Origin of the sequence: Streptomyces sp. MnatMP-M17 (assembly GCF_900091995.1) — a bacterium.
Taxonomy (GTDB): domain Bacteria; phylum Actinomycetota; class Actinomycetes; order Streptomycetales; family Streptomycetaceae; genus Streptomyces.
Genome location: NZ_FMDK01001126.1, coordinates 1 through 3671 on the forward strand (window position 1 = coordinate 1; position 3671 = coordinate 3671).

A 3671-nucleotide genomic window follows, 5' to 3' on the forward strand; every position below is an offset into this window, starting at 1 on the left:
CGACGCGCGGCGGCACGGCGCTGCGGCGGGCGGGGTGGACTTCATCGAGGCGATGTGGCGTGTCGTCAACTGGCAGGACATGACGAAGGGCCCCTGCGAGGACGTGACTCGCGGGGGCCCCTCCGCGTTGGGCAGGGCCGATGCCCCGCGTACGCGGGGATCTACTCGAAGCTGGGTCCTGCGGTCCTCGTGCGCTTGATCTCGTAGAACCCAGGGATCGACGCCACCATCAGCGTGCCGTCCCACAGCTTCACGGCCTCCTCGCCCTTGGGCGCCGGCGTGACGACCGGGCCGAAGAAGGCGATCTGCTCGCCGTTCGAGCCGGGGACGGCGATGACGGGAGTGCCGACCTCCTGGCCGACCTTGTCGATGCCCTCCTTGTGGGAGGCGCGCAGCTCCGCGTCATAGGTGTCGGTATCGGCGTAATCAAGCAGATCCGCGGGCAGTCCGACCTCGTCCAGCGCACCGGCGATCGCCTCGCGGGTGGCGCCCTCACCGCGGTTATGGAAACGGGTGCCGAGCGCGGTGTAGAGCTTGCCGACGACCTCGTCGCCGTGCTTCTGCTGGGCGGCGGTCACCACACGGACCGGGGCCCAGGCCTTGGCCAGGCCCTCGCGGTACTCCTCGGGCACATCCTTGTCCTCGTTGAGGACGGCCAGGCTCATCACATGCCAGCGCACCTCGATATCGCGGAACTTCTGCACTTCGAGGACCCAGCGCGAGGTCATCCAGGCCCAGGGGCACAGCGGGTCGAACCAGAAATCGACAGGCGTCTTGTCGGACATGACTCTCCTCGTAAAGGCGGTGAACACACCTCGGATACACCTCCTGGGAGCAACGTTCCGGACGGCCGGGAGCATTCCCCGGGCCGCCCGCCAGGCGCACATGGGAGGATCGCCGGGATCCGAGAGAAGCACCGCCAAGCACCGCCAAACCATGCGGCGAGCCACGAAGGAGTGACCGTGCCCGGTGAGAACCTGTCCCGCGACGAGGCCCGTGAGCGGGCCGGCCTGCTGTCCGTAGACGGGTACGAGGTCCGTCTCGACCTGCGCTCGGCGGTGGACGGGACGCCGGACGCGGCCACGACCGCGGCAGCGGACGCGCCCGCCGCGCACGAGCCCGCCAAGTCCGCCGCGCCCGTCGAACCCACCGCGCCTCGGACCTTCCGCTCGGTCACCACCATCCGGTTCCGCTGCTCACAGCCCGGCGCCTCGTCCTTCGCCGATCTGATCGCGCCGAGCGTCACCTCCGTAACCCTCAACGGCACGGAGCTCGACCCGGCCGCCGTCTTCGACGGCTCGCGGATCGCCCTGGACGGCCTCCGGGACGAGAACGTACTGACCGTGGACGCGCAGTGCGCGTACAGCCGCACCGGCGAGGGCATGCACCGCTTCGTCGATCCGGAGGACGGCGAGGTCTATCTCTACACGCAGTACGAGCCGGCCGACGCCCGCCGCGTCTTCGCCAACTTCGAGCAGCCCGATCTCAAGGCGCCGTACCGCTTCGAGGTGACCGCGCCCGAGGGCTGGACGGTCCGGAGCAACGGCGAGGGCACGCTGAAGGATGAAGGGCGCGAAGCGCTTCCGCAGAAGGGTGGTGGCGGGCGACGGGCGGGCGTGTGGCACTTCGCGGAGACGAAGCCGATCTCGACGTACATCACGGCCGTCCTGGCCGGTCCGTACCACTGTGCGACCGACTCCTACCGCCGTACGTTCGAGGACGGCACGGTGCTGGAGATCCCGCTCGGCGCGATGTGCCGCAAGGGCCTCGCCCGCCACTTCGACGCGGACGACATCTTCCTGGTCACCAAGCAGGGCCTGGACTTCTTCCACGACCACTTCGACTATCCGTATCCGTTCGGGAAGTACGACCAGGCGTTCGTGCCCGAGTACAACCTCGGCGCGATGGAGAACCCGGGCCTGGTGACCTTCCGCGAGGAGTACATCTTCCGCGGCTATGTGACACGGGCGTCGTACGAGCGCAGGGCGACGACCATCCTGCACGAGATGGCGCACATGTGGTTCGGCGATCTGGTCACCATGCGCTGGTGGGACGACCTCTGGCTGAAGGAGTCGTTCGCCGACTTCATGGGCTCGCTCTCGCTGGTCGGAGCGACGCGTTTCACCAACGGCTGGATCACCTTCGCCAACAACCGCAAGGCATGGGCGTACCGCGCCGATCAGCTGCCCTCCACCCATCCGGTCACGGCCGACATCCGGGACCTGGAGGACGCCAAGCTGAACTTCGACGGCATCACGTACGCCAAGGGCGCGTCGGTGCTCAAGCAGCTGGTGGCGTACGTCGGCCAGGACGCGTTCCTGGAGGGCGCCCGGCGCTACTTCAAGCGGAACGCGTACGGGAACACGGAGCTGGGCGATCTGCTCTCCGCGCTGGAGGAGACGTCCGGGCGCGACATGGCGGGCTGGGCCCGCTCCTGGCTCCAGACGGCCGGAGTCAACTCCCTGACCCCGCAGGCCACTTATCTCAGCGACGGGCGGATCGTGGAGCTGGCCGTGGTGCAGGACGCGCCGGAGTCGCACCCGGAGCTGCGTCCGCACCGGGTAGCCGTCGGGCTGTACCGGCGCACGCCGGAGGGCGAGCTCGTACGGTACGCGCGCGCCGAGACGGATGTCGCCGGGCCACGTACGGTCGTCACCGAGCTGGCCGGAGCCGAGCATCCCGATCTGATCCTCGTCAATGACGACGATCTGACGTACTGCAAGATCCGCTTCGACACGGCGTCGCTGGACACTCTGCGGGCCCGTCTGAGCGATCTCACCGATCCGCTCGCCCGCGCCCTGTGCTGGTCCGCGACCTGGAACCTCACCCGCGACGCGCTGATGCCGGCGCGGGACTTCGTCGTACTGGTGCTCACCCACGCGGGCCGTGAGACGGACATCGGCGTGCTCCAAATGGTGCACGCCTGGGCCCGGTCCGCGCTGCACCACTACGCGGCGCCGGAGTGGCGCGAGCAGGGCCGGTGGCTGCTGGCCGGGAACGCGCTGCGGGAGCTGCGCGCGGCCGAGCCGGGCAGTGAGCACCAGCTCACCTGGGCGCGGTTCTTCGCCTCGGTCGCGGCGACGGACGAGGATCTCCAGCTGCTGCGCGGACTGCTGGACGGTACGGCGAAGATCGACGGCCTCCAGGTCGACCAGGAGCTGCGCTGGGCGTTCCTGGAGCCGCTGGCCGCGCACGGAGCGGCGGACGAGCCGGTCATCGACGCGGAACTGGCCCTGGACGACACGGCGTCGGGCAAGCGCCACCAGGTGCGGTGTCTGGCGGCGCGGCCCTCGGCGGCGGTCAAGGCGCAGGCCTGGGCGCAGGTCGTGGAGTCGGACGCGCTGTCGAACGCGCTGGTGGAGGCGGTGATCGGCGGTTTCGCGCAGCCGGGGCAGCGGGCGCTGATCGCTCCGTACGCGGCGAAGTACTTCGAGGTCATCGAGCGCGTGTGGGCGGAGCGGTCCATCCAGATCGCCATGCATGTGGTGCGCGGGCTGTACCCGGGGCTCCAGGGCGACCGTACGACTCTGGACGCCACGAACGCCTGGCTCGACGCGCACCGCGACGCGGCGCCGGCGCTGCGCAGGCTGGTGCTGGAGGCGGGGGACGATCTGGCGCGGGCGCTGCGCGGACAGGCGTGCGACGAGGCGGCGGGACGCGGCGGGTGGGCG

General features: G+C 70.0%; 2 protein-coding genes. One reads left to right on the forward strand and one right to left on the reverse strand.

The window, feature by feature from the left end:
• Positions 1-161: 161 nt before the first annotated feature.
• The gene (locus GA0115259_RS36830) at positions 162-785 is read right to left on the reverse strand and encodes a mycothiol-dependent nitroreductase Rv2466c family protein (protein ID WP_093604859.1); all 624 of its coding nucleotides are present in this window, start codon (positions 783-785) and stop codon (positions 162-164) included.
• Positions 786-962: 177 nt separating this feature from the next.
• On the opposite strand from GA0115259_RS36830, the gene pepN reads away from it, so the two are divergent.
• Positions 963-3671, forward strand: a 2709-nt coding sequence (gene pepN, locus GA0115259_RS36835; protein ID WP_093604861.1) for an aminopeptidase N, incomplete at its 3' end; no start/stop codon positions are given.

Excerpts from the sequence above, each read along its gene's own strand:
- GA0115259_RS36830 (WP_093604859.1), bottom strand. The coding sequence starts at position 785 with ATGTCCGACAAGACGCCTGTCGATTTCTGGTTCGACCCGCTGTGCCCC.